This window comes from Streptococcus sp. DD12 (genome assembly GCF_001578885.1).
GTDB lineage: Bacteria > Bacillota > Bacilli > Lactobacillales > Streptococcaceae > Streptococcus.
The window spans coordinates 403876-427269 of the sequence record NZ_KQ969495.1; the positions used below are offsets into that span (position 1 = coordinate 403876).

The window sequence follows — 23394 nt, forward strand, 5'->3', positions numbered from 1 at the left end:
TTTATGGAAGAAGTTTTCTTGGCCAAGTTTTTTAATTTCTTTGTTGATGTAGTCCAGGAGTTCCTTATTGCCCTTTTGGACAGCAGGGGCAATGGTGTCAGGTGTTCCTAAAGAAGAAATACCAACTTCATAACCTTTATTTTCCAAGGCCCAAGCCAACACTTCCGTATTATCTGTCGAGAAGGCCTCCCCGCGACCATCTAAAAGGGCTTGGTAGGCATCGCTGTATTGGTCGTATTTTTGCAGTTTAATTTTTGGATAATTTTTTTCAAAAAAGGTTTCAGCTGTCGTTCCTTTGGTGACGATGAGGGTTTTGCCTTCTAGTTGCTCGGGTTTTGTGATGAGGGCATCCTTAGGAGACACCACACCGATAGAAACTTTCATGTAAGGAAGGGCAAAATCAACTTGTTTTTTGCGTTCAGGAGTTACAGTAAAGTTGGCAAGGGTGATATCAACCTTGTTGGATTTCAGGTATTCAGCACGATTGGCAGCGTCAACAGGAACGTATTTGGCTTTCACGCCTAAATCTTTGGCTAAGCGGTTGCCAAGAACGATATCGTAGCCTTGGTATTGGCCCTTATCATCCACATAACCAAAAGGTTTTTTATCGCTAAAAACGGCAATCCGTAATTCCCCGCTTTTTTTAATCTCAGCGATAGAACGTGGTTTAGCTGATGAAGCCTGTTTGCCAGAAGAGCAGGCGGCTAAACCGATAAGGCCTAAAAAGAGAAGAAGTGAGGTAAAAATAAGCGTTAGTTTTTTCATAATAATCTCCTTTGAGTATTAGAGGTAACTGCCAAAATGGCTGAAATCAAAGACATTTAAAAATTCTTGAGCCCTTTGTGTTTTGGGATGGTGGAAGAACTCCTGAGCTGAACTTTCTTCGATAATCTTTCCACCATCAAGAAAGAGAATGCGGTCAGCGACAGCCTGAGCGAATTGCAACTCATGCGTTACGATAATCATGGTTCGCCCTTCCTGAGCCAAATCATTGATGAGGGATAAGACTTCTCGCACCATTTCGGGGTCGAGTGACGCTGTCACCTCATCAAATAGTAAGACATCAGGCTGCATGAGTAAAGCACGGATGATTGCCACCCGTTGTTTTTGTCCTCCAGACAATTGGCGTGAAAAGGCATGTTCTTTGTCTAAAAGCCCTACACGGTCTAAGAGGTCCTGAGCCTCCTTGGTGACGCTCGCTTTGGAGCGTTTTTGGACCTTGGTCGGCCCCAGCAAAAGATTGCCCAGCACATCTAAATGGGGAAATAAGTCGTAACTTTGAAAAACCATTCCCACTTGCTGACGAAGTTGTGACAAGGATTCTTTCCCTAAAGCGGGCTTTCCTTCTAAGAAAATCTCTCCACTTTGAATAGTTTCTAAACCATTTATCGTCCGCAGGAGGGTGCTTTTTCCGCTCCCAGAAGCCCCCAAAATGACCACGACCTCCCCTTTTTTGACCGAAAAACTGAGATCATTTAAAATCGTTTGCGAGCCAAATGTTTTCGTGAGGTGTTGGATATCTAAAATAGTATCTGACATGACCTTTCCTTTCTAAATTTTGCTCCAGTGTTTTTCCAGAAAACTGGCATACTTGGAAATTGGAAAACAGACCGCAAAATAAAGAATAAAAATAAAACCGTAAATCCAAAAGGAAGCCGTTGGGATGGTCAAGCGATTGCTATCAATGATTTGTTGACCTACCTTTATGACCTCGACGACCCCGATAAAGACAACCAAGGACGTTGTTTTTATCATACGTGTCACGAGGTTAATGGATTGAGGGAGCAGTTGACGGATAATTTGCGGAATGATAATAAATCGGTAAATTTGCAAAGGACCTAGGCCTAAGGCTTGCGCACTCTCAATTTGGTGCTTGGGTAAAGCTGTGATTGCGCCACGGACCAAGTCCCCCATTTCGGCTGTTCCCCAAAAAGTGAATACAATGATTGCAGACAGCTCCCCAGAGATATTGATATCAAATGACCGAGCAAAGCCAAAATAGACGATAAATAGAAGCACTAGCTGAGGCATGATGCGAACAATCTCTAGGTAACAACGACTCAAAAAACGAATAAGCCGTGACTTGGCAGTCATGATGAGCCCAAATATGATTCCAAGAAAGAGAGACAAGACAACAGCCACTAAAGACAGTCCAATGGTGACGCCTAAGCCTTGAAAAATACGCCAAAGATTGTTTCCCTCAAAGAGTACCCGAAGTCCCGTGTCCTGCATAGCGAAGCCTCCTTTCTAACCAAGAAAACAGCAGTGATATGGGCAGTAGCATGAGTAAGTAGGCAATTACCAAAAGTAAAAGTGCTATATCTGTTTCATAGTAAAGACCAATCAAATCCTTAGCGACATACATTAAATCCGCCAAAGCAACGGCTGAAACAACGGAAGTTTCCTTGATCAGAAAAATGACATTGGCACTAAAGGAAGGCATGGAAACAGCTAAGGCTTGTGGCAAAAGAACATAATAGAAAATCTGAAAGGGAGACAGTCCAATGGCCAAAGCAGATTCTTCCTGACTTTTTGACAAAGCCTCGAAGCCACTCCGAAAGGATTCAGCCATGTAGGAACCTCCGAGGAAGATGAGTCCAAAAATAGCACAGAATTCTGAAGATAAGACGAGTCCGATACGAGGGAGCCCAAAATACAGGAAAAATAACTGAATCAGTAAGGGGGTATTGCGTGAGATTTCTATATAAGCTGTCGCAAGTTGTTTTAGACCAGGAATCTTAAAATAGCGAATCAAACTCACGATAAAACCAATAAAGAGCGCCCCTAGAATCCCCAAAAAAGCAATCCTTAAGGTCAGCCAAAAGGCCGTCTCGTACAAGGGATAATATTGACTGATGATGGACCAATCCATGTCCTGCCTCCTCTATCAAAGATAAGTTTAGTTTAATGTTTCTTTAAGTATTTGACTACTATGCATTTCTGATAACCGGTTATCAGTTTTTTTGATAACAAGACCTTTTTTCCGCTAGCCTTTTTGGGTTGCTTGCTTGTCAGTTTTCTCACTTTTTGATACAATAAGGGCTGTTAGAGCTTATTTATGCTGGGAATTGGCCCAGTGTTTCTACAAGACACCGGAATGTCTAACAATAAGTGACTAGTTGATTACTAGATTTATTGGACGTGAGGCCCTTGGCCGCGCTAGAGGTGTACCAAACTTATGACAGTTGGTCACCTCTTTTTGTTTGAAGAAAGGACAGTCATGAAGTTACTGGAAGAACGCATTCGTCAAGATGGGCAAGTGCTGGGAACTGATATTCTCAAAGTTGACAGTTTTTTGACCCATCAAGTCGATTATGCTCTCATGCAGGCTATTGGACAAGTTTTCGCCAAAGCCTATGCCCAAGCAGGAATTACAAAGGTGGTGACCATTGAAGCATCCGGGATTGCCCCTGCTCTCTACACGGCCCAGGCCTTGGATGTTCCAATGATTTTTGCCAAAAAAGCAAAAAATGTCACCATGAATGAGGGCATTTTGACGACGGAAGTCTACTCTTTCACTAAAAAGGTAACCAGTACCGTCTCCATCGCTAGCAAATTTTTGTCTCAAGAAGACCGTGTCTTGATTATCGATGACTTTTTAGCCAACGGACAAGCAGCTAAAGGGCTTCTAGATATCATTGGTCAGGCCGGAGCCAGCGTTGCGGGGATTGGGATTGTGATTGAAAAGGCCTTTCAACCTGGTCGTCAGTTATTAGAAGAAGCAGGGGTCCCTGTTACCTCGTTGGCTCGAATCCAAGCCTTCCAAGAAGGCCAAGTTATTTTTGCGGAGGCAGATATTTAAGATGCAAACTAAGGAACAAAATCATCCTCAAGCAGCCGTTCTCGGCTTGCAACACCTTCTTGCCATGTATGCGGGCTCTATTTTAGTCCCTATTATGATTGCAGGAGCTTTGGGTTATTCACAAGAACAACTAACCTACCTCATCTCAACTGATATTTTCATGTGTGGTGTGGCGACTTTCTTGCAACTGCAGTTACGCAAGCATTTTGGTATTGGGCTACCAGTTGTTTTAGGCTGTGCCTTTCAATCTGTCGCACCCCTGTCCATTATCGGGGCCCAGCAAGGTTCGGGTTACATGTTTGGGGCTTTAATTGCTTCTGGTATCTACGTCGTCCTTGTTGCTGGCGTCTTCTCTAAAGTAGCCAATTATTTCCCACCAGTCGTAACGGGGTCTGTTATCACAACCATTGGTTTAACTTTGATTTCAGTAGCCATTGGTAATATGGGCAATAATGTTGAAAAACCAACGAGTCAGTCCATGATTCTTTCACTGATCACCATCGCTATTGTGATAGCTGTCAACGTTTTTGCCAAAGGCTTTATCAAGTCTATTGCAATCCTGATTGGTTTGATTGCAGGAACCGTCATTGCAGCCTTTATGGGCTTGGTGGATGTCTCAGCCGTGGCAGCGGCACCTCTTATTCATGTGCCTCAACCCTTCTATTTTGGTATGCCTCAATTTGAAATCACCTCCATTGTGATGATGTGTATCATTGCGACAGTCTCCATGGTCGAATCTACTGGGGTGTATCTTGCCTTAGCCGATTTAACAGATGACAAATTAGATAGCCAACGCCTCCGTAACGGTTACCGTTCTGAAGGTTTGGCCGTATTGTTGGGTGGTATTTTTAATACCTTCCCTTATACAGGATTCTCACAAAATGTCGGTCTTGTCCGTATTTCTGGCATCAAAACCCGCCGTCCGATCTACTATACCGCTCTCTTTTTGGTACTGCTTGGTCTTGTTCCTAAATTTGGAGCCTTGGCCCAATTAATTCCTAGTCCTGTTTTAGGAGGCGCTATGATTGTCCTCTTTGGTATGGTAGCTGTTCAAGGGATGCAGATGTTCCGTCAGGTTGATTTCGAGCACAATGAACATAATTTTATTATTGTCGCTGTTTCTGTGGCTTGTGGTGTCGGTTTTAATGGCACAAACCTCTTTGCAAGCCTACCAAGCACCGTTCAGATGTTTTTGACCAATGGTATTGTGATTGCTACACTATTCTCAGTTGTCTTAAATTTAATCTTGAATGGCAAACCCAAACAAGACGATGTTTTAGATTAATAAAAAGGCAGCAAGCACTTGACTTGCTGTCTCTTTTATTTTGTCATAGAATGGCAGAAGGAAAAGGAGATTACCGTGTATCTGAACCTTTATTATGAAGAGGAAGCTCTTAAACCTTTAGCTGAGCAACTCAAAGAGGCTTATAAGGGGCTCGTAAGCTGGGAGAAGGGGGCTTCAAAACATTTAGTATTAGGCTACTGCCAATACATTCCGGGTGAAAAGGCCTTGTTCATCCAAGAAGGCGATCCAAAAGATTCAACCGACAATACCTTGTTTGTGAGGTCTTTAACAGGGTTCTGTCAAGATGCCTCTGCTATTTTGGAGCTCAACAAACGCCTATTTGCCTGGCAGAAGGACTGGCTAGCCGACTGGCCAAGCTTGTACCGTGTGACTGATGCGGACAATCACCTGGTGTACAGCAATGGTCGACCAAGTGACCCATTTGATTTTCCAAGTCACCTCAATCTAGATTACCAGCTTGACCCTTTGATGCTGGAGCAAATCCAGAGGTCAAGCAAGGACCAATTGCTGGAGGCAATTCCCCTAGCAGACAAAGAGAGTTTTTGGGTTCACCGTTATCAGGGACTTAGGGATGCCAGCGGTCAATGGCGTGGGGTTGTGGAAAGCACGGAAGACATTTTGCCACTGATTTACTGGTATCTTGAGGAAACCTATCAAGGCTTAGTTAGCCTTTCGGATACGACCTCAGGGCCATCGGTAGCTGCCACCGATTCTGATGAAATCAATTAAAAATGCGACTAGAGCACTAGCTTTAGTCGCATTTTTCTTAGGCTTTGGTTTTCTTTTCACCATGTGGGAAATAGGTTCCCTCAGGCATATCGTTGATGAAAACATGGATGGCTTCTTTAGGTGCTTTGGCAATGCGAGACACGACTTCGGTGACCTCACGCGCAAGTTCTTCTTTTTGGGCATCAGAGCGTCCTTCAAAAAGATCGATTTTGACAAATGGCATATTGGCTAACCTCCTAATTTTATAGTTTCAGCATACCACACCCTGAAAAAAATTGCGAGACTTAAGCTAAAGTTCTCTAGCCTGACATTTCCATGCTTTTTTTAGCCTTTAAAATATGATAAAATAAAGGCGTTAGACTTGTGGAGGATACTGTGGCTCAATTGTATTTTAAGTATGGTACCATGAATTCTGGTAAGACCATCGAAATTTTAAAAGTTGCGCATAATTACGAGGAACAAGGGAAGCCTGTCGTCTTATTGACATCAGCCTTGGACACCCGTGATGGCCGTGGTGTGATTGCGAGTCGGATTGGTCTAAAACGTGAGGCAATTGCCATTGAGACTGAAACCAATATCTTTGAGTTAATCAGTCAGTTGTCTTATAGGCCTTATTGCGTTTTGGTGGATGAAAGTCAATTTCTGACCAAAGCACATGTCTATCAGCTAGCTAGATTGGTAGATGAAAAGGCTATCCCAGTAATGGCTTTTGGTCTAAAGAATGACTTTCGCAATGCCCTTTTTGAAGGGTCTGAGCAATTACTGCTCTTAGCGGATAAGATTGAAGAAATCAAGACCATTTGCCATTTTTGTTCGCGGAAGGCAACCATGATTTTACGCACACAAAATGGACAAGCCGTCTATGATGGCCCGCAAATTCAGATTGGTGGAAACGAAACCTACATCCCAGTTTGCCGCAGACATTATTTTAACCCCAAACAGGAGACAAAGGAGATTTAAAATGAATATTTATGACCAGCTACAGGCGGTAGAAGACCGCTACGAAGAGTTGGGAGAATTACTCAGCGACCCAGATGTTGTGTCAGACACGAAGCGGTTTATGCAACTGTCACGTGAGGAAGCCAACACGCGCGAAACGGTTGATGTATACCGTACCTACAAAAAGGTCCTGCAAGCCATTACCGATTCGGAAGAAATGATTCGAGACGCTGCTGGAGATGCAGAACTAGAAGCCATGGCAAAAGAGGAGCTTAAGCAAGCCAAGCTTGAAAAAGAAGACTTGGAAGAGCGCTTAAAAATCCTTCTTCTTCCTAAAGACCCAAATGATGACAAAAACATCATCTTGGAAATCCGTGGTGCAGCAGGTGGTGACGAGGCCTCGCTCTTTGCAGGCGATCTGCTCAATATGTATCAACGCTATGCGGAAAGCCAAGGCTGGAAGTTTGAAGTCATGGAGGCGTCATTAAATGGTGTCGGTGGCTATAAAGAAGTTGTCGTCATGGTCTCAGGGGAATCGGTTTACTCCAAATTGAAGTACGAATCTGGTGCCCATCGCGTTCAACGGGTCCCTGTGACGGAAAGTCAAGGGCGTGTGCACACGTCGACAGCCACTGTCCTCGTCATGCCTGAAGTGGAAGATGTTGAATATGACATTGACCCTAAGGATCTGCGGGTGGATATCTACCATGCATCTGGCGCGGGTGGACAAAACGTCAATAAAGTTGCTACAGCCGTGCGGATGGTCCATTTGCCAACAGGTATCAAGGTTGAAATGCAGGAAGAACGGACGCAACAAAAGAACCGCGACAAGGCCATCAAAGTCATCCGGGCTCGTGTGGCGGACCATTTTGCCCAAATCGCCCAAGATGAGCAAGATGCCGAGCGAAAATCAACTATTGGGACAGGGGACCGTTCGGAACGCATTCGGACTTATAATTTCCCACAAAATCGCGTCACGGATCACCGGATTGGCTTGACCCTGCAAAAATTAGATACCATTTTATCTGGGAAAATGGATGAAGTCATTGACGCCTTGGTTCTTTATGATCAAACCCAAAAACTAGAAGCGTTGGCTAACGAATGACCTATGGCCAATTATTTGCCCATTATGGGCAAAAACTAGAAGCAGTCGGAGAAGAAGCTCAGGCCTTGCATTTGGCCTTTCAAGAGATAAAACACTTAACCGTGAGTGAGTTTTTTCTGCTGATGACACAAGAAGTTCAAGCAGATGATGAGGCTTTGCTAGCGCAACTCTATCAGGCGCTAGCCGACCATCAGCCTGTCCAATACTTACTAGGTCATGCTGACTTTAAAGGGCGTTCTTTTAAGGTCGATAAGCGTGTTTTGATTCCTAGGCCTGAAACAGAAGAGTTGGTGGATTGGATTTTGGCAACTTATCCAGACAAGCCTCTTCGGCTATTAGATATTGGAACAGGGAGTGGTGCGATTGCCATCAGTTTGGCGCTTGCTCGGCCTCATTGGAAAGTGACTGCTAGTGATATCAGTCCACAGGCTCTTGAAGTTGCCCGACTGAATGCGGAGGCTTTAGGAGCTAAGCTTGACTTTGTCTTATCTGATGTCTTTGAAAATATCAGTGGACAATTTGATCTTATTGTTTCTAATCCGCCTTATATTGCCAGAAAAGATGTGGCAGAAGTGGGGGCTAACGTTCTTGCTAGCGAACCTCAGTTGGCTCTTTTTGCCGATGAAGAGGGCTTGGCAATCTATCGAAAAATTAGCGAACAGGCACCACAATACCTTACCTCAAAGGGAAACGTCTTTTTTGAGATTGGCTATCGGCAAGGAAATGCCGTTTCACAGTTATTAAAAAAAGCCTTTCCTGACAAGATGATTTCCCTTCGTAAGGACCAATTTGGACAAGATCGGATGGTGAGCACCAGTGACAAAGCATGATAAGATTGGTCAAGCCCTTAAAGCAGGACAGGCTGTGATTTTACCGACCGAAACGGTTTACGGCCTTTTTGCTCGCGCATTAGATAAAGAAGCTGTCGCCAAGCTTTACGCCCTTAAAGGCCGTCCAAAGGAAAAGGCCCTTAACCTCAATGTTGCTAGTTTGGCCGATATTTATACCTATTCCACCCACCAACCACCTTACTTAAAGAGACTCGTAGATCATTTTTTACCCGGTCCTTTGACGATTATCCTCCCTGCCAATGACCAGGTGCCTGTTTGGGTCAATGCCGGGTTGGCTACAGTTGGTTTTCGTATGCCTAGTCATCCCAAAACCTTAGCCTATATCAAAGACTTCGGCCCTCTGGTTGGGCCATCTGCTAATCTGTCAGGACACAGCAGTGGCCGACAGTATGAGGCTATTCAGCAAGCCTTTCAGCAACCGCTCTTGGGGCTTGCAGATGATGCCTTTTTGACAGGCCAGGACTCGACTATTGTTGATTTATCGGGTGAAAAAGCAAAAATTCTACGACAAGGTAGCATTACACAAGCAGACTTACAAGCTGCCATCCCTGAGTTAAGATTTGAAGACTAGAAGGAGACTCCTATGATTTTTGATAAAACAGATTATCGCCAGTATGACCAAGAGCTTTGGGATGCCATTGCAAAAGAAGAAGAACGGCAGCAAAATACCATCGAACTCATCGCCTCAGAAAATGTGGTCTCTCAAGCCGTTATGGCAGCGCAAGGCAGCGTTTTGACCAATAAATACGCTGAAGGCTACCCAGGTAAACGTTACTATGGGGGAACGGATGTCGTTGATATTGTTGAGGGGCTAGCCATCGAGCGGGCCAAAGAAATTTTCGGAGCCAAATACGCCAATGTGCAAGCCCACTCTGGTAGCCAAGCCAACTGTGCAGCCTACATGGCCTTGATTGAACCAGGTGATACCGTAATGGGGATGGATTTGGCTGCTGGTGGGCACTTGACCCACGGAGCAGCGGTTAGTTTTTCAGGACAGACCTACCATTTCGTACCTTATAATGTTTCAGCTGAGACAGGCCTTTTGGACTTTGATGCTATTTTGGAACAAGCCCAAGCCGTTCGTCCTAAACTGATTGTCGCAGGTGCGTCAGCTTATTCTCGCCAGATTGATTTTGCAAAATTTAGAGCAATTGCTGATGCTGTTGGGGCAAAATTGTTAGTTGATATGGCTCATATTGCAGGCCTTGTAGCTGCTGGTCTGCACCCAAGTCCAGTCCCTTATGCAGACATCACAACAACAACCACTCATAAAACCCTGCGTGGTCCACGTGGCGGTCTGATTTTGACCAATGATGAAAATCTAGCCAAAAAAATCAACTCAGCTGTCTTTCCAGGTATTCAAGGGGGACCGTTAGAACACGTGATTGCCGCTAAGGCTGTCGCTTTTAAAGAGGTCTTGGACCCTGCCTTCAAGGACTATGCCCAAGCTGTTTTAGATAATGCCAAAGCCATGGCTGAAATCTTTGAAGCTCATGATAAATTACGTGTGATTTCAGGTGGCACTGACAATCACCTCTTCTTAGTCGATGTGACTAATCTGGTGGAAAACGGTAAGATTGCTCAAAACGTCTTGGATGAAGTCAACATCACGCTCAATAAAAATAGTATTCCTTACGAAAAACTGTCACCTTTTAAAACATCTGGTATTCGTATCGGTAGTTCAGCTATTACGGCCCGTGGCTTTGGTATCGCAGAAAGCCAACAAGTCGCAAAATTGATTATCAAAGCTTTAGAAAATGCTTCAAATCCAGCTGTTTTAGACAGTGTCCGTCAGGAGGTCAAAACGCTTACAGATGCATTCCCTCTTTATGAGGCTATCCAATGAGCATGGATTTTTACCTCAAAACGCTCTTCATTCATCAATTTCGGCCGGATGACACGGAAATCCAATGGATGGAAGAGCCACTGGCAGTCACGCCAGCCTTAGATAGCTATTTTTCTAAAAAACTCGCCAAGGTTTTTTCCGATGACGCCAAACGTGGTCAGCTCGAGCAGGACCACCCTTTTTGGGATTACATTTCTGACGATAACCGAGGAACTTCCCAAGCATTGACACAAGCTTGGTTGGAAGCTTTTAAAGTGAGTGAAAATCAGAAAACCAATGACCTGGTCTTTTTACGCTTTGAAAAAGATGGTCAGGCTTATATCGCTTTTCTGCGCATGGCGCTAAAGGAAAGTCTGGTTCATGCTGGTGATAGCCAAAAACCATTGCAACTGACACAAAATGTTTTTCCATCTGCGGCACAAACACCTGACGAGGCCCTAGTTTTAAACCTTGAAACAGGGCGCTATTTTATTATCGAAAAGCGGATTAAGAGCAATGGAGGCTTTCTCAACTACTTTACAGAGGATTTCATCCAGACGCAGGCCCAACCATCCGTGAAAAAGGCTATTAAATCGATTGAGCAAGTTGCCAAAAAGGTAGCGGATGATTTCAATCGACATGATTTTCAATTTGATTCCAAGATTAAATCGGCCATCCACCAAAACATGGAAGAAGAAGCGGTCTTATCGGCTGAAAATCTGGCTAACCAGCTGTTTGAAGACAATCTGACAGCCCGTCTCACCTTCGTGGACAAGCTAAAGGACACCGTTCCAGATGCAGTCCCTATCAATGATATTGATTCCAGTCGACAACTTAAGAAATTTGAAAATCAAAAGCTATCTTTGTCCAATGGGATTGAACTATTGGTGCCTAATGCGGTCTATGAAGACGCTGATAGTGTTGAATTTATCCAAAATCCAAATGGAACTTATTCCATCCTCATCAAAAATATTGAAGATATTCAAAACAAGTAGCTGCTATGAAGAAATTTTTCAAACGCTTAATGCTATCACTTTTAGTGATTGGCGTCTGCCTGTGTGCTTTTTGGCTCTATCGAACGCACGAAGCCATTAAGACTGTGCTACAATACCGAGCGACAGTCCGTAAAGTCCTAAAAGACAATGATTCCAAGGTTAATGAAGATCTGGTTTTAGCCGTCATTTATACGGAAACCAAGGGAAATTCTCAGGACCTTATGCAATCGAGTGAGAGTAGTTCAGGCACAACCAATAGTATTACAGATTCTAAAACCTCCATCCAGCAGGGGATAACAGTATTAGGTGAAAACCTTGATCAGGCACAAGACAAGCATGTCGATGCCTGGACAGCAGTTCAAGCCTATAATTTTGGAATGAATTATATAAACTATGTCGCTGAAAATGGTGGCAAAAATACGATTGCCCTAGCCAAGCGCTACTCTAAAAATGTGGTAGCCCCGTCTTTGGGAAACACCACGGGTAAGACCTATTTTTACCTGCATCCGATTGCCCTATTTTATGGAGGAGGCGAACTCTATGAAAATGGTGGCAACATTTACTATTCAAGACAGGTGCAATTTAACTACCACCTCATCAAACTGATGACACTTTTTTAAACATGAAAAATTTACTGATTTATTTTAAAGGTTATTTGAAAGAAACCATCTTAGGTCCTCTTTTCAAACTGCTAGAAGCTAGTTTTGAGCTCCTCGTTCCTATGGTGGTTGCTGTCATCATTGACCAAGTGATTCCCCATCGTGACAAGACCCATCTCTATGAGATGATTGGTCTTTTATTGCTTTTAGCCCTATTAGGCGTGACGGTCTCTATCACAGCACAATATTTTTCCGCAAAATCAGCTGTTCGCTACACGCAAAAACTGAGCCAAGACCTCTTTGCAAAGATTATGCGTCTGCCAAAGCCAGAGCGGGATGCCCTATCGGCCTCCTCTTTGGTGACGCGGATAACCAGTGATACTTACCTCATCCAAACGGCCATCAATCAATTTCTCCGTCTTTTTCTGCGAGCTCCTATTATCGTGATGGGCTCCTGTCTCATGGCCTTTGCTTTAAGCCCTGTCATCACCTGGTGGTTTATCGGCATGATTGGGGCGTTGACGGTGGTTATTTACCTCATCACTCGTCTGACCAATCCCTTCTATCGAAAAATCCGCCAATTGACGGATACTATTGTGCTTTTAACCTCACAACAAGTCGAAGGAATGCGGGTTATCCGTGCTTTCGGGCAAGACAAACGGGAAGAAGAGCGTTTTGAAGAAACCAATGACAGCTACCAGAGCACACAGATTACAGTTGGCCGCTGGGCCGTTTTATTGTCTCCATTGACCTTCCTCATTGTCAATACGGCCTTAGTTGGCGTCATCTGGCAAGGAAACCTACAAATTCAAGGCAATCTTCTGGCACAAGGGTCTCTCGTCGCCTTGATAAACTATTTGACCAATATTTTAGTTGAATTACTCAAGGTGACCATGCTGGTGAGTTCGCTCAATCAAGCCTACATTGCTGCTGGTCGGGTGACAGCTATTTTTGAGCAAGAAGACGAAAATGTTACCGCAGCTTTAGCCCCTGCTGAAAGCCCCTCTGACCAGACAGTCCTTGCGGTCTCAAATCTTGAGTTTCGCTACCCCAAAGCACAAGAAGCAGCCCTCTCGCACATTAACCTCACTATCAAAGAAGGGCAATTTTTTGGCATTATCGGAAGTACGGGTTCTGGGAAATCAACGCTGAGTCAACTCCTCTTACGCCTCTACCAAGCCCAAAAGGGGGCGATTGCTCAATTTCATCAGGGACAGTCGCCAGCCAATCTCTTACAGTGGCGGCAAAATATCGCCTGGGTTCCCCAAAACGCCCAACTGTTTAAGGGCACCATTCGGAGCAATTTAACCCTGGGGCTAGAGGGTGATGTTTCTGATAAGCAGCTCTGGGCAGCCTTAGACCAGGCGCAAGCCAGCGACTTTGTTCGAGAAAAATCGCTACAACTGGATGAACCTGTGGAAGCCTTTGGCCGAAATTTTTCTGGTGGCCAAAGACAGCGCTTGACCATCGCTCGCGCGCTCCTGAGACAGGCCCCTATTTTACTGCTAGACGATGCCACCTCTGCCTTGGATTACTTGACCGAAGCTCGTTTGCTCAAGACACTTATGGCAAAGACAGAGCTAACCTTGCTCCTTATTTCACAACGAACGAGCAGTCTAAAGGCGGCGGATAATATACTCGTCCTAGAAAATGGTCAGCAAGTTGGTTTAGGGCAGCATGAAGCCCTTTTAGCCAGCAATCCCATTTACCAAGAAATTCACTATTCTCAGCACCCCGAAGAAAGGAGCAGTGATGAAAGCACGCAATAGTCGGCAAGTTATTGCTGAAATCGGCTCAGATTTTCTTCCTCAAAAGTCTTTATTGCTTTTTGCGCTTTTAGGGACCATTGTGCAGGTGGCTTTGACTGCCTATCTTCCCCTGCTGATTGGTGATGCCGTAAACGCTGTCGTCTCCAGCCACCCTTGGCAGTCACTATTTCCAATTTTGCTACGGATGGCTTGGGTGATTTTAATCAATACCCTCATCCAATGGTTGAATCCGCTACTATACAACCGTTTGGTCTACCGCTATACAGCCCGTTTGCGCCAGCGTACCATTGCCAAATTGCACCAATTACCCCTAGCCTACCTCGACCGGCACAGTGTCGGCGACCTGGTTGCGCGTGTCACAGCTGATACAGAACAACTGTCTAATGGCTTATTAATGGTCTTCAATCAATTTCTTGTTGGGGTCTTGACGCTCCTTTTCACCGTTATTGCCATGGCAAAATTAGACCTGGTCATGATGCTGGTTACTGTTTGTTTGACGCCATTATCAATTATCCTGGCACGATTTATCGCTAACAAATCCTATCATCTCTATCAAGAACAAACGAAAAGCCGTGGGCAACAGACCCAGATGGTTGAAGAGCTTATCCAACAAGAAGAAGTGGTGCAAGCTTTCAATGCTCAAGAACAGATGATTCAAGCCTTTAATGAGGTCAATGGCCGCTATGCGGATTATTCTCAAGATGCCATCTTTTATTCCTCCACAGTCAATCCAGCGACACGTCTGATCAATGCGCTCATATATGCGCTCTTGGTTGGTATTGGTGCCATGCGTATCATGTCAGGCAATTTTAGTGTTGGGGCTTTGACGGCCTTTTTAAACTATGTTACCCAGTACACCAAGCCTTTCAATGACATCTCTGCTGTTTTTGCGGAACTCCAAAGCGCCCTGGCTTGTGGCGATCGCCTCTATATGGTCCTCGCCCAGGAAAGTCTGACAGAAACAGGGCAAGAGACACTGACCATTGCGCAAAATCAAGGAGCTGTAACCTTTGAGCATGTCTCATTTGGCTATGTTCCAGAGCAAACGCTTTTAGAGGATATCAGCATTGCTATCCCTGCTGGCAGTAAGGTAGCCATTGTCGGCCCGACAGGTGCCGGAAAATCGACCCTGATTAATCTGCTCATGCGTTTTTACGAGGTCAATCAGGGGCAGATTTTGATTGATGGTGTGCCAGTCACAGACTATACTCGCGAATCGCTCCGGAGCCAAATAGGCATGGTCTTGCAGGAAACTTGGCTAGAAACAGCGACGGTGGCAGACAACATCGCCTATGGGCACCCAACAGCTAGTCGTGCAGAGGTTATTGCTGCAGCCAAGGCGGCCAAGGCAGACTTTTTTATTCGCCAACTGCCTCAAGGTTACGATACCTTTTTAGCAGATGCGGGCGCTTCCTTGTCTCAAGGCCAACGGCAATTATTAGCAATCGCAAGACTGTTTGTCAAAGTACCTGAAATCCTCATTTTAGACGAAGCTACCTCCTCTATTGACACACGGACTGAGGTGCTTATCCAAGAAGCCTTTGAAAAGTTGATGGCAGGTCGTACAAGCTTTATCATTGCCCATCGCTTATCTACCATCCAAAATGCCGATATTATTTTGGTTATGGTAGCTGGTAATATTGTCGAGCACGGCAATCATAGCCAGTTGATGGCACAAAAGGGTGTCTACTTTGACATGCAGACAGCCCAAGAACAGCTTTCATAAAAAAGAAAAAAGCGTTGAAGAAAAGTTCAACGCTTTTTTGGATCTATCTGATAATGAGGCTTTTAGCTCACGAAGGCATTGATTTGATTTTCAATCGCTTCAAGCTTATCTTGAGCCTCTTTAGCGGTATCGCCAACAGTGGCAACATAGAATTTGATTTTTGGTTCTGTACCTGAAGGACGTACAGCAAACCAGGAACCATCTTCTAAAATGTACTTCAAGACATTGCTAGGTGGTGTTGTCAGCTCACTAACAGTACCATCTTTGCTAGTAGCTGTTTGTTTTTCAAAGTCCTCAGACAAGTCGATAGTCAAACCAGCATAAGAGGATGGGCCAGCATTGCGGAATTTTTCCATGATGGCCTTGATTTGTGTCGTACCATCGACCCCTGATAGGGTGAGAGAAATAGTCTTTTCTGCAAAGTAACCGTACTCTTTATAGATTTCTTCAATCCCATCGGCTAAGGTCAGGCCACGAGAGCGGTAGTAGGCAGCAATTTCAGCCACAATCAGAACAGCTTGGATAGCATCCTTGTCTCGAACAAATGGTTTAATCAGATAACCAAAGCTTTCTTCAAAACCAAACATGTAGGTGTAGTTGCCTGTATCTTCAAACTCTTGGATTTTTTCTCCAATGAATTTGAAACCAGTCAAGACATTAAACATGGTAGCACCATAGCTTTGTGCAATCTTCGTCACTAATTCGGTTGAAACAATGGATTTTGCCAAAGCGGCATTTTGCGGAAGAGTCCCTGCTGTTTTGTGCGCTTCAAGGATGTATTTAGCAATAAGCGCACCAATTTGGTTACCAGAGAGGTTTTTATAAGAGCCATCAGGTTGGCGAATTTCAACCCCTAGACGGTCAGCATCTGGGTCAGTTGCTACCAAGACATCTGCATCCACTTGCCGTCCCAACTCTTCAGCCAAAGCAAAGGCAGCTTGGCTTTCAGGGTTTGGAGAAGCAACTGTTGAAAAGTCTGGGTCTGGCTTGCATTGAGCCTCCACCACTTGGACTTGGTCAAAACCAGCTTGCGCTAAGGCACGACGGGCCAACATTTCTCCTGTACCATGCAAGGGGGTGTAGACAATTTTCATGTCTCGACCATATTGGTCAATCAAGGCCTGATTGATGTTAACGTCTTTGACTTCTTTGAGGTATTCTGCATCTACCGCTTCGCCGATAACGGTAATCAAACCAGATGCTTTAGCTTGGTCCAGGTCAGCTAAAGGAATAGTAAATGGGTCCTCAATGGCACGAATGTAATCTGTCAAGGCTGCGGCATCAGCAGGAGGCATTTGACCACCGTCTTCACCATAGACCTTATAGCCGTTAAATGGGGCTGGGTTGTGGCTAGCAGTTACCATAATACCCGCAAATGTGTGCAAATGACGAACGGCAAAAGATAACTCTGGTGTTGGCCGTAGAGATTCAAATACAAAACTTGGAATCCCGTGGTGAGCCAGAACCTGTGCAGATTCAAAGGCAAATTCGTAGGAGAAGTGGCGAGAGTCATAAGCAATCGCTACGCCACGTTTAGCAGTTTCTTCGCCTTTAGAGAGAATCAACTGTGCTAGGCCTTCTGTGGCTTGGCGCACCACATAAATATTGATGCGGTTGGTACCAGCACCGATAAGCCCCCGCATACCTGCTGTACCAAATTCTAGATTTGTGTAAAAGGCATCTTCTTTTGTTTTTTCGTCCATAGTCTGCAGCTCTTGAGTCAAGTAGGCTGGCAAGCTAGGTTCCTGAAGCCAAGTATTATAGGTGTCTTGATATGTCATTTGAAACCTCCGTATGAAAAAGTTAATCGCTTACATTTCCATTATAGCACGATTCTATAAAAAAATCACGGCTTCCCGTGATAAAAATCGTCTTATTTTGTCGCTTTTAGTACACGTGGCGCAACCAACATGGTCACAAAAGCATAGACAAGAAGTTCTATGATGGAGTTGGAGGCAAAAACAGCCCCTAGAAGCGCCATGACATCTCCTTGGTAAACAGTTTGAAAGAAAATGAAAATACCAGATAAGACAAAAACTGTGTTAGTAAGGGCTCCCATGGCACCAGCCAAGAAGAGTCCGCCTTTAGTTTGCCATAATTTATATATGTAGTAAGGAACAACCCCGATTAAAATGCGCGGAACCAGTGCAATGAGGAAACTAAAGAGGTTTCCGTTTGGCACAAATGGTGAAAAAAGGAAGCTAGCTGCAACATTATAGACCACTGTGTTATAGACGACACTGTAAAGCCCCATATAGGTACCCAGAATGGCCCCAATTTTCGGCCCATAACACACGCTAGCTAGGATAACGACGATGGGCATAAGCGTTGGTTTGATAGGTAGGGGAAAAAGACCATACAAGACCGTGCTAAAATATTGGATAATAGTTGCTAAAGCAATTAAAATAGCAACAATCGCTACTTGACGGGAACGCTGATTAGTTTTCATTGGATAGGGTTTCCTCGATTTCTAAAAGAATAACAGAGAGGTCTGCTAGAGCGCCGGGTCCATAGTCTCCACAAGCCAAAAGGGATTCTTTGGGGAAGATTTGATGGTAGCCATAAGCTTCCAAGGTTGCCAAATTGGCCTGTGTCGCTGGGTTTTGGTACATCTTGGTATTCATGGCTGGTGCGATAAGCTTAGGTGTTTTTGGATCCAGAGCTAAGGCTGTCGCTGATAGCATGTCATCCGCAAAACCATGGGCCAGTTTAGCCAAGCTATTAGCCGAGGCTGGGGCTAGAATGAAGAGATCAGCCCACTTGCCTGTATCAATGTGGGCGATTTCTGTTGGGTTTTCCTCTACCATGACATCTGTAAGAACAGGGCGCTTAGACAAGGTTTGTAAAGTCAAAGGTGTGATAAAAGCCTGAGCTCCTTTGGTCATTATCACCTGTACCGCATGGCCTCTTTTACGCAGTTGACTGGTTAAATCTGCTGCCTTATAGGCCGAGATAGAACCTGAGACAGCAAGTAAAATATTCGCCATAACCTTAACCTCTTTTTTCCTTCACAAAATCATAGATAGCCTGAGCAATTTCAGCTTTATTGTGATAGACAGGGTAGGCTTCTTCAGTGACCAGATAGGCAATATGAGTTTGTTTGCCTTTAATGTCTTGTAAGTCATTTGCCACAATCATATCCGCCTGGTTGCTGACCAAAGACTCTCTAGCCACGTTGAGCAATTCTTCCTGTGAGGTTGCTACCAAGAGTTTAAAACCGATCAGCAAAATATCAGGGTTCCAGGTCTTGACCAAGGAAATGATTTTAGGTGTTTTTGTAAAAAGAGAACCTGAACATCGGATTTGGAAGAAATCTTCTGAATTTGGTCTTCTTTTTCCAAAAAAGGTGTCAAATCATCCGCCTGAGCAACTTCAGCAAAAGGCACCATCCGGATGGGGTCATAATCTGAAATTGCCATAGCGTGAATCAAAGCGTCATGCACGGGAACCAGACGTTCTAGGATTTCTTGGACATCTGAAACAGTTTCTACTAAAACCAATGTTAAGGCAGGGTGATCTTCTGGCTTGATGGCTGTCTGGGTTGTCACCAAGGTCACCTCGTGACCGTTCTTTAGAAATTGTCGCGCCACAAAAGTCCCCAGTTGACCTGTCGAGCGATTGGTCACTGAGCGCACGCTATCGATAGGTTGAGACGTACCGCCAGATGTGATTAAAATTTTCATGTTCAATGGACTCCTTAATTCATGCAAAATGTAAAAGGATTTCCTCTATTGTAACATAAAAAAAGCTAAAAAGAGGCAGGAGAAACGCCTTTCCTCTAGAGGAGAGCTCAGCAAGGCTTGTCATTTCATCCTTTGACCAATCTAACCATAAGAAAGAAGACCATAGGCAGACATTGTCAAAAGCAAGGACAGCGTATTTACTTTTTACAGAATTTCGAAACGCACAAAAGCCTAATTAGCCCTAAGAACAATGAGAAAGCACCTATTAAGTCAAAACAGGTTATTTAGTCGATTAGCTGGGTTTCTCATTTTCCTTATTACATCTTTCCGAAAAACTGTAATTTTCTTGAAAAACAGATAAGGGTCTGCTATACTAGTCTTAGCATCTTATCAGGAGACAAATTATGAAACGTGACCGTTTACTCGAAAAAATTGATGAATACAAGGCCCTGATGCCTTGGTATGTTTTAGACTATTACCAATCTAAACTGAGTGTGCCTTACAGTTTTACAACCTTATATGAATACCTTAAAGAATACAAACGTTTTTTTGATTGGTTGATGGATTCTGGTATCAGTTCGGCGCCATCAATTGCTGATATTTCCTTGGAAACGCTTGAAAATCTCTCTAAAAAGGATATGGAAGCTTTTATTCTCTATTTACGCGAACGTCCTTTGCTCAATGCCAATACCACCCAACAAGGTGTTTCCCAGACGACCATTAACCGGACCTTATCTGCCTTAGCTAGCTTATTTAAATACTTAACGGAGGAGGTTGAAAACGAGCAAGGCGAACCTTATTTTTACCGTAATGTGATGAAAAAAGTTGCTACCAAAAAGAAAAGGAAACGCTTGCTGCACGGGCTGAAAACATCAAACAAAAGCTCTTTTTAGGCGATGAAACCATGGCTTTTCTGGATTATGTTGCTAATGAATACGAAGTCAAGCTCTCTAACCGCGCCAAGTCCTCCTTTTACAAAAACAAGGAAAGAGATTTGGCAATTATTGCCCTGCTGTTGGCTTCGGGGGTCCGTCTGTCAGAAGCTGTTAATCTAGATCTTAAAGACGTCAATCTCAACATGATGGTCATCGAAGTGACCCGTAAAGGGGGCAAGCGTGATTCTGTAAATGTCGCTGCTTTCGCAAAACCTTACTTAGAAAACTATCTGGCTATCCGCTCCCACCGCTACCATGCCGAAAAAACTGATACTGCTTTTTTCCTAAGTCTGTATAGGGGAGTGGCCAACCGTATGGACGCTTCTAGTATCGAAAAAATGGTTGGGAAGTATTCAGAGGACTTTAAAATTAGAGTGACACCACACAAACTCCGTCACACCCTGGCGACACGCTTATACGATGCCACCAAATCTCAGGTCTTAGTCAGTCACCAACTTGGCCATGCGAGCACTCAAGTCACTGACCTTTATACCCACATCGTCAACGACGAACAGAAAAACGCCCTAGATAAGCTGTGATGGAACGTATATTTATATATGTTTTGAAACAAGCTTGCAAAGAGACGTAAATAAAGTTATGTTACACCTTGGTACTCTACTTCTTTTGTTTATTCACTAGCAAGGTCAAATAGGAAAAGGTCTGAAACAGCTGTTTCAGACCTTTTGTGTTAGCGATTATCAATGGTTTCAGGGTTCAAGTCGTGATTCATCAGACGATAGCGTGCCATTTCCTCAAAATCAGTCCCTGGCTTGCCATAGTTATAATAAGGGTCAATAGACAGGCCACCTCTTGGGGTAAACTTGCCCCAAACTTCAAGGTAACGGGGCTCTAACAATTTCACCAAATCCTTACCAATGGTATTGATACAGTTTTCATGGAAATCGCCATGGTTACGGTAACTAAAGAGGTAAAGTTTTAAAGATTTGGACTCCACACAGTACTTATCGGGAATATAAGACAGATAGATAGTCGCAAAATCAGGCTGGCCTGTTATGGGGCAAAGCGATGTAAACTCGGGGCAATTAAATTTGATGAAATAATCGTTTGCCTGATGACGATTATCAAAGCGTTCGAGAATTTCTGGGGTGTACTCAAAAATGTAAGGGGTGTTTTGGTTTCCTAAGAGAGTTAAATCTTTGGTATCAGGTGTCATGGGAGTTCCTTTCTAGACGCCACGGTCATTGTCATAAACCAAGGTGTGCAATTGTGGCAAAACACGGACAGAATGCCAGTCTGGGTCCTGGGCAACCTTATCCCAGAGTTGATTGAGACGGGCTAATTGGTCAGCGACGATGGAGCCTTCTTTTTTGGGTTCAGGGTTTCCCGCTGATAAATAAAGGACATCTGGCTGGTAGCGCTCTTGGATAGTTTTTGCAAAGGCAAGGTCGGCATCATCAAAAACGGGAATTTTAAGGGTGAGTTGTTCCTTATCTAACCGGGAAATGATAAAGTCCAATGTTTCATAATTTATGGTCATTTTACTAGAAGGTGGCTTAGGGCTAATGGTAACGTCATCAATATCCCGCAACCATTCCTGCCAACGAGACCCTTGTGTTTCAACGGCTAGACGTACGCCCTTGGCCTTGAGTTTTTGGACCAGTTCGGCCATATTTGCTGATAGGAGACAGGGATTTCCGCCAGAAAGTGTCACATAATCATAAGAACCTAGTTGGTCTAAGGCTTCTATGATAGCATCAGTCGTCATCAGATTTGCCTTTTCAGACCCATCCCAAGTAAAGGCTGAATCACACCAATCACAATGGTAATCACAGCCACCCGTCCGGATAAAATGCGTCTTTTGACCGATGGCACGTCCTTCCCCTTGAAAGGTAGGGCCAAAAATCTCAAGAACCGGCAATTTGAGCACACGTTGGCGCGCCATCAGTCCCACTCCTTTCGGAACTCAGCATAGGCTGTTGGCGTTTCGTACAGTCGTACAAAGGCCATTTCAAATTTTTGGTCGTTTTTAGGCAGATGCGCTTCCACGGTCTTGTATAGCCAGTAAACCATATTTTCAGCTGTTGGATTCATATATGGTAACATCTCATTGAGGTAGCGATGGTCCAGTAGAGGTTCCAAATGCGCTTGATAAATCGCTTTTAGGTCACCAAAATCCACGGATAGGCCGCGTTGGTCTAAGAAACCCGTGACAGCAATCTGTAAGCGATAGGTATGTCCGTGTAAGGCCTGACATTTGCCATCATAAGCAAACAGGTGGTGAGCGGCATCAAAGGTGAATTCTTTGGAGACTAAGACACGCTTAGGACAGTAGACGAGACTGTCGCCTGTTTCTTGAACCAGTTGTTCAGGTAATTGATACATTAGTGACCTCGTCTTTCCAAATAGGTTTCTAAACCGCGTTGACGCAGATGACAGGCAGGGCATTGACCGCATCCAGAACCGACAATCCCATTGTAGCAGGTCAATGTTTTCTCGCGCACATAATCAAACTGCCCCAAATTATCTGCCATTTCCCAAGTTTCAGCCTTGTCTAACCACATCAAAGGCGTCTGAATGACAAAGGGGTAATCCATGGCAAGATTTAACGTGACATTGAGCGATTTGACAAAGCTATCACGGCAATCAGGATAACCCGAAAAGTCAGTTTCACAGACCCCTGTGATGATATCGGTAATCCCAGTTTGTTTAGCTAAAACAGCGGCAAAAGATAGAAAAAGGTGGTTGCGTCCATCGACAAAGGTATTGGGCACTTCTCCTTCTTCACCCTCTATAGCAAGGTCGCGCGTCAAAGCATTGGCAGTAAGTTGCCCCAGTAAAGACATGTCTAAGAGGTGGTTTTTCACTCCTTGTTCCTTGGCAATGGCTTGAGCGACTTGGATTTCCTGGCTGTGGCGCTGGCCGTAAGCAAAGGTGACTGTTTCCACATGGTCATAATGCTTCAAGGCCCAAAACAGGCAGGTGGTAGAATCTTGACCGCCTGAAAAGACGACCAAGGCTGATTGACGTTTCATATGTGTTACTCCTTTAGCCCGCTAAAAAACGCTCTCCCTTAGGAAGAGCGCCAAAAAACATAAGGTTTTTTTTAGCGATGGCTTTTCCCAAACATCGTTTCTTGTCTTATATCTTATCAAAATTGAGTGTGTTTGGC

At 44.3% G+C, this 23394-nt stretch carries 24 protein-coding genes, 2 pseudogenes and 1 riboswitch; of the genes and pseudogenes, 13 read left to right on the forward strand and 13 right to left on the reverse strand.

What is annotated here, in order from left to right; all coding sequences use genetic code 11:
• From STRDD12_RS01925 to STRDD12_RS01940, 4 genes are all read right to left on the reverse strand, one after another.
• On the reverse strand, positions 1-765 hold a 765-nt coding region (locus tag STRDD12_RS01925; RefSeq protein WP_066914419.1), incomplete at its 3' end, for a cysteine ABC transporter substrate-binding protein.
• Positions 766-783: 18 nt separating this feature from the next.
• Positions 784-1539, reverse strand: a complete 756-nt coding sequence (locus tag STRDD12_RS01930; protein ID WP_066914421.1) for an amino acid ABC transporter ATP-binding protein — start codon at positions 1537-1539, stop codon at positions 784-786.
• A gap of 12 nt (positions 1540-1551) precedes the next feature.
• Positions 1552-2232 (reverse strand): amino acid ABC transporter permease, encoded by a 681-nt coding sequence (locus STRDD12_RS01935; RefSeq protein WP_066914423.1) that lies wholly within the window; start codon positions 2230-2232, stop codon positions 1552-1554.
• Positions 2201-2872 carry an amino acid ABC transporter permease gene (locus STRDD12_RS01940; RefSeq protein WP_066914425.1) on the reverse strand — a complete coding sequence of 224 codons (672 nt, stop codon included), beginning with the start codon at positions 2870-2872 and terminating at the stop codon, positions 2201-2203. Before STRDD12_RS01940 ends, STRDD12_RS01935 begins: the two co-directional genes overlap by 32 nt.
• Positions 2873-3032: 160 nt before the next feature.
• Positions 3033-3128: riboswitch (purine riboswitch) on the forward strand.
• Between the two features lie 92 nt (positions 3129-3220).
• On the opposite strand from STRDD12_RS01940, the gene STRDD12_RS01945 reads away from it, so the two are divergent.
• The 3 genes from STRDD12_RS01945 to STRDD12_RS01955 all read left to right on the forward strand — a co-directional run bounded on the left by STRDD12_RS01945 (position 3221) and on the right by STRDD12_RS01955 (position 5837).
• Positions 3221-3802, forward strand: a complete 582-nt coding sequence (locus STRDD12_RS01945) for a xanthine phosphoribosyltransferase (protein ID WP_066916180.1) — start codon at positions 3221-3223, stop codon at positions 3800-3802.
• A gap of 1 nt (position 3803) precedes the next feature.
• Positions 3804-5087, forward strand: a complete 1284-nt coding sequence (locus STRDD12_RS01950) for a nucleobase:cation symporter-2 family protein (RefSeq protein ID WP_066914427.1) — start codon at positions 3804-3806, stop codon at positions 5085-5087.
• 75 nt (positions 5088-5162) lie between these two features.
• Positions 5163-5837 (forward strand): hypothetical protein, encoded by a 675-nt coding sequence (locus STRDD12_RS01955; protein WP_066914429.1) that lies wholly within the window; start codon positions 5163-5165, stop codon positions 5835-5837.
• 37 nt (positions 5838-5874) lie between these two features.
• On the opposite strand, the gene STRDD12_RS01960 is transcribed toward STRDD12_RS01955, so the two are convergent.
• Positions 5875-6060 carry a 4-oxalocrotonate tautomerase gene (locus STRDD12_RS01960; protein WP_066914431.1) on the reverse strand — a complete coding sequence of 62 codons (186 nt, stop codon included), beginning with the start codon at positions 6058-6060 and terminating at the stop codon, positions 5875-5877.
• A gap of 152 nt (positions 6061-6212) precedes the next feature.
• Here STRDD12_RS01960 and STRDD12_RS01965 point away from each other — a divergent pair, with 152 nt between their 5' ends.
• Genes STRDD12_RS01965 through STRDD12_RS02005 form a run of 9 tightly spaced genes read left to right on the forward strand, consistent with a single transcriptional unit; the run spans position 6213 to position 15646 of the window.
• Positions 6213-6797, forward strand: coding sequence for a thymidine kinase (locus tag STRDD12_RS01965; protein ID WP_066916182.1), 585 nt, complete (start codon positions 6213-6215; stop codon positions 6795-6797).
• Position 6798: 1 nt separating this feature from the next.
• Positions 6799-7881 carry a peptide chain release factor 1 gene (gene prfA, locus STRDD12_RS01970; RefSeq protein WP_066914434.1) on the forward strand — a complete coding sequence of 361 codons (1083 nt, stop codon included), beginning with the start codon at positions 6799-6801 and terminating at the stop codon, positions 7879-7881.
• On the forward strand, positions 7878-8711 hold the full coding sequence (gene prmC / locus STRDD12_RS01975; RefSeq protein ID WP_066914435.1) for a peptide chain release factor N(5)-glutamine methyltransferase: 834 nt from the start codon (positions 7878-7880) through the stop codon (positions 8709-8711). The genes prfA and prmC overlap by 4 nt, the downstream gene beginning before the upstream one ends.
• Positions 8698-9303, forward strand: a complete 606-nt coding sequence (locus tag STRDD12_RS01980) for an L-threonylcarbamoyladenylate synthase (protein WP_066914436.1) — start codon at positions 8698-8700, stop codon at positions 9301-9303. The genes prmC and STRDD12_RS01980 overlap by 14 nt, the downstream gene beginning before the upstream one ends.
• Positions 9304-9315: 12 nt before the next feature.
• Positions 9316-10578, forward strand: a complete 1263-nt coding sequence (gene glyA, locus STRDD12_RS01985; RefSeq protein WP_066914440.1) for a serine hydroxymethyltransferase — start codon at positions 9316-9318, stop codon at positions 10576-10578.
• A gap of 2 nt (positions 10579-10580) precedes the next feature.
• Positions 10581-11552 (forward strand): nucleoid-associated protein, encoded by a 972-nt coding sequence (locus STRDD12_RS01990; protein ID WP_082753041.1) that lies wholly within the window; start codon positions 10581-10583, stop codon positions 11550-11552.
• A 5-nt stretch (positions 11553-11557) separates the two neighbouring features.
• Positions 11558-12172: a lysozyme family protein gene (locus STRDD12_RS01995; RefSeq protein ID WP_066914444.1), complete on the forward strand. Its 615-nt coding sequence runs from the start codon at positions 11558-11560 to the stop codon at positions 12170-12172.
• Between the two features lie 2 nt (positions 12173-12174).
• Positions 12175-13920 (forward strand): ABC transporter ATP-binding protein, encoded by a 1746-nt coding sequence (locus tag STRDD12_RS02000; RefSeq protein WP_066914446.1) that lies wholly within the window; start codon positions 12175-12177, stop codon positions 13918-13920.
• Complete coding sequence (locus tag STRDD12_RS02005) at positions 13904-15646, forward strand: ABC transporter ATP-binding protein (protein ID WP_066914448.1); 1743 nt, start codon at positions 13904-13906, stop codon at positions 15644-15646. The genes STRDD12_RS02000 and STRDD12_RS02005 overlap by 17 nt, the downstream gene beginning before the upstream one ends.
• Before the next feature lie 62 nt (positions 15647-15708).
• On the opposite strand, the gene STRDD12_RS02010 is transcribed toward STRDD12_RS02005, so the two are convergent.
• The 4 genes and pseudogenes from STRDD12_RS02010 to STRDD12_RS02025 all read right to left on the reverse strand — a co-directional run bounded on the left by STRDD12_RS02010 (position 15709) and on the right by STRDD12_RS02025 (position 19329).
• Positions 15709-17427 carry a phospho-sugar mutase gene (locus tag STRDD12_RS02010; protein WP_066914450.1) on the reverse strand — a complete coding sequence of 573 codons (1719 nt, stop codon included), beginning with the start codon at positions 17425-17427 and terminating at the stop codon, positions 15709-15711.
• Between the two features lie 92 nt (positions 17428-17519).
• Entirely contained in the window at positions 17520-18095 is a 576-nt protein-coding gene (locus STRDD12_RS02015) for an ECF transporter S component (RefSeq protein ID WP_066914453.1), read from the reverse strand.
• Complete coding sequence (coaC, locus tag STRDD12_RS02020; protein ID WP_066914460.1) at positions 18085-18633, reverse strand: phosphopantothenoylcysteine decarboxylase; 549 nt, start codon at positions 18631-18633, stop codon at positions 18085-18087. Before coaC ends, STRDD12_RS02015 begins: the two co-directional genes overlap by 11 nt.
• Positions 18634-18637: 4 nt before the next feature.
• Positions 18638-19329 (reverse strand): annotated as a pseudogene (locus STRDD12_RS02025) (phosphopantothenate--cysteine ligase).
• A 404-nt stretch (positions 19330-19733) separates the two neighbouring features.
• On the opposite strand from STRDD12_RS02025, the pseudogene xerS reads away from it, so the two are divergent.
• A pseudogene (gene xerS / locus STRDD12_RS02030) lies at positions 19734-20803 on the forward strand (tyrosine recombinase XerS).
• A gap of 149 nt (positions 20804-20952) precedes the next feature.
• On the opposite strand, the gene queF reads toward xerS, so the two are convergent.
• The 4 genes from queF to queC are packed head-to-tail and all read right to left on the reverse strand — an operon-like array spanning position 20953 to position 23257.
• Positions 20953-21438, reverse strand: coding sequence for a preQ(1) synthase (gene queF, locus STRDD12_RS08300; protein WP_066914462.1), 486 nt, complete (start codon positions 21436-21438; stop codon positions 20953-20955).
• Between the two features lie 12 nt (positions 21439-21450).
• Positions 21451-22167, reverse strand: coding sequence for a 7-carboxy-7-deazaguanine synthase QueE (queE, locus tag STRDD12_RS08305; RefSeq protein ID WP_066914464.1), 717 nt, complete (start codon positions 22165-22167; stop codon positions 21451-21453).
• On the reverse strand, positions 22167-22607 hold the full coding sequence (queD, locus tag STRDD12_RS02045; RefSeq protein ID WP_066914469.1) for a 6-carboxytetrahydropterin synthase QueD: 441 nt from the start codon (positions 22605-22607) through the stop codon (positions 22167-22169). The genes queE and queD overlap by 1 nt, the downstream gene beginning before the upstream one ends.
• Entirely contained in the window at positions 22607-23257 is a 651-nt protein-coding gene (gene queC, locus STRDD12_RS02050) for a 7-cyano-7-deazaguanine synthase QueC (RefSeq protein WP_066914471.1), read from the reverse strand. The genes queD and queC overlap by 1 nt, the downstream gene beginning before the upstream one ends.
• Positions 23258-23394 lie beyond the last annotated feature (137 nt).

Excerpts from the sequence above, each read along its gene's own strand:
- queE (WP_066914464.1), bottom strand. The coding sequence starts at position 22,167 with ATGGCGCGCCAACGTGTGCTCAAATTGCCGGTTCTTGAGATTTTTGGC.
- STRDD12_RS01950 (WP_066914427.1), top strand. The coding sequence starts at position 3,804 with ATGCAAACTAAGGAACAAAATCATCCTCAAGCAGCCGTTCTCGGCTTG.
- prmC (WP_066914435.1), top strand. The coding sequence starts at position 7,878 with ATGACCTATGGCCAATTATTTGCCCATTATGGGCAAAAACTAGAAGCA.
- coaC (WP_066914460.1), bottom strand. The coding sequence starts at position 18,633 with ATGGCGAATATTTTACTTGCTGTCTCAGGTTCTATCTCGGCCTATAAG.
- STRDD12_RS01935 (WP_066914423.1), bottom strand. The coding sequence starts at position 2,232 with ATGCAGGACACGGGACTTCGGGTACTCTTTGAGGGAAACAATCTTTGG.
- STRDD12_RS01930 (WP_066914421.1), bottom strand. The coding sequence starts at position 1,539 with ATGTCAGATACTATTTTAGATATCCAACACCTCACGAAAACATTTGGC.
- STRDD12_RS01995 (WP_066914444.1), top strand. The coding sequence starts at position 11,558 with ATGAAGAAATTTTTCAAACGCTTAATGCTATCACTTTTAGTGATTGGC.
- STRDD12_RS02015 (WP_066914453.1), bottom strand. The coding sequence starts at position 18,095 with ATGAAAACTAATCAGCGTTCCCGTCAAGTAGCGATTGTTGCTATTTTA.
- STRDD12_RS01960 (WP_066914431.1), bottom strand. The coding sequence starts at position 6,060 with ATGCCATTTGTCAAAATCGATCTTTTTGAAGGACGCTCTGATGCCCAA.
- STRDD12_RS01940 (WP_066914425.1), bottom strand. The coding sequence starts at position 2,872 with ATGGATTGGTCCATCATCAGTCAATATTATCCCTTGTACGAGACGGCC.
- glyA (WP_066914440.1), top strand. The coding sequence starts at position 9,316 with ATGATTTTTGATAAAACAGATTATCGCCAGTATGACCAAGAGCTTTGG.
- queF (WP_066914462.1), bottom strand. The coding sequence starts at position 21,438 with ATGACACCTGATACCAAAGATTTAACTCTCTTAGGAAACCAAAACACC.
- prfA (WP_066914434.1), top strand. The coding sequence starts at position 6,799 with ATGAATATTTATGACCAGCTACAGGCGGTAGAAGACCGCTACGAAGAG.
- STRDD12_RS02005 (WP_066914448.1), top strand. The coding sequence starts at position 13,904 with ATGAAAGCACGCAATAGTCGGCAAGTTATTGCTGAAATCGGCTCAGAT.
- queD (WP_066914469.1), bottom strand. The coding sequence starts at position 22,607 with ATGTATCAATTACCTGAACAACTGGTTCAAGAAACAGGCGACAGTCTC.
- STRDD12_RS01945 (WP_066916180.1), top strand. The coding sequence starts at position 3,221 with ATGAAGTTACTGGAAGAACGCATTCGTCAAGATGGGCAAGTGCTGGGA.
- STRDD12_RS01990 (WP_082753041.1), top strand. The coding sequence starts at position 10,581 with ATGGATTTTTACCTCAAAACGCTCTTCATTCATCAATTTCGGCCGGAT.
- queC (WP_066914471.1), bottom strand. The coding sequence starts at position 23,257 with ATGAAACGTCAATCAGCCTTGGTCGTCTTTTCAGGCGGTCAAGATTCT.
- STRDD12_RS02010 (WP_066914450.1), bottom strand. The coding sequence starts at position 17,427 with ATGACATATCAAGACACCTATAATACTTGGCTTCAGGAACCTAGCTTG.
- STRDD12_RS02000 (WP_066914446.1), top strand. The coding sequence starts at position 12,175 with ATGAAAAATTTACTGATTTATTTTAAAGGTTATTTGAAAGAAACCATC.